At 44.5% G+C, this 256-nt stretch carries 1 pseudogene; it reads left to right on the top strand.

Annotated features, from left to right (window positions below):
* Positions 1-256: pseudogene (locus AAEY88_RS14480) on the top strand (alpha/beta hydrolase); the annotation flags it as partial.

Genomic DNA, 256 nt, shown 5'->3' with positions numbered 1-256 from the left:
CTAATAGATACTTCGGCTGATGCTGAAGACCCTGATAATATTCCTGGCTACAAAAAGCTCATTACGGCTATTCGTTGGTTGGGTATGAAAAGGGTGAGTAAAAAAGTCATGCCTATTATGTTTGGCAGCACTTTTTTGACAGACAAAGCCCGTAAAACCGATCAAAAAGAATGGTTGGCGATGCTCAACGGTAATCGCAAAGGTGGCGTCGTCAAAGCCACGATGGGAGTCATCGAACGTGACGCTGTCTATGATC

The organism is Psychrobacter sp. CAL346-MNA-CIBAN-0220 (assembly GCF_040309805.1).
GTDB lineage: Bacteria > Pseudomonadota > Gammaproteobacteria > Pseudomonadales > Moraxellaceae > Psychrobacter.
Note: the sequence above shows the minus strand (reverse complement) of the source record. Positions and strands in the feature narration are given on the sequence as shown.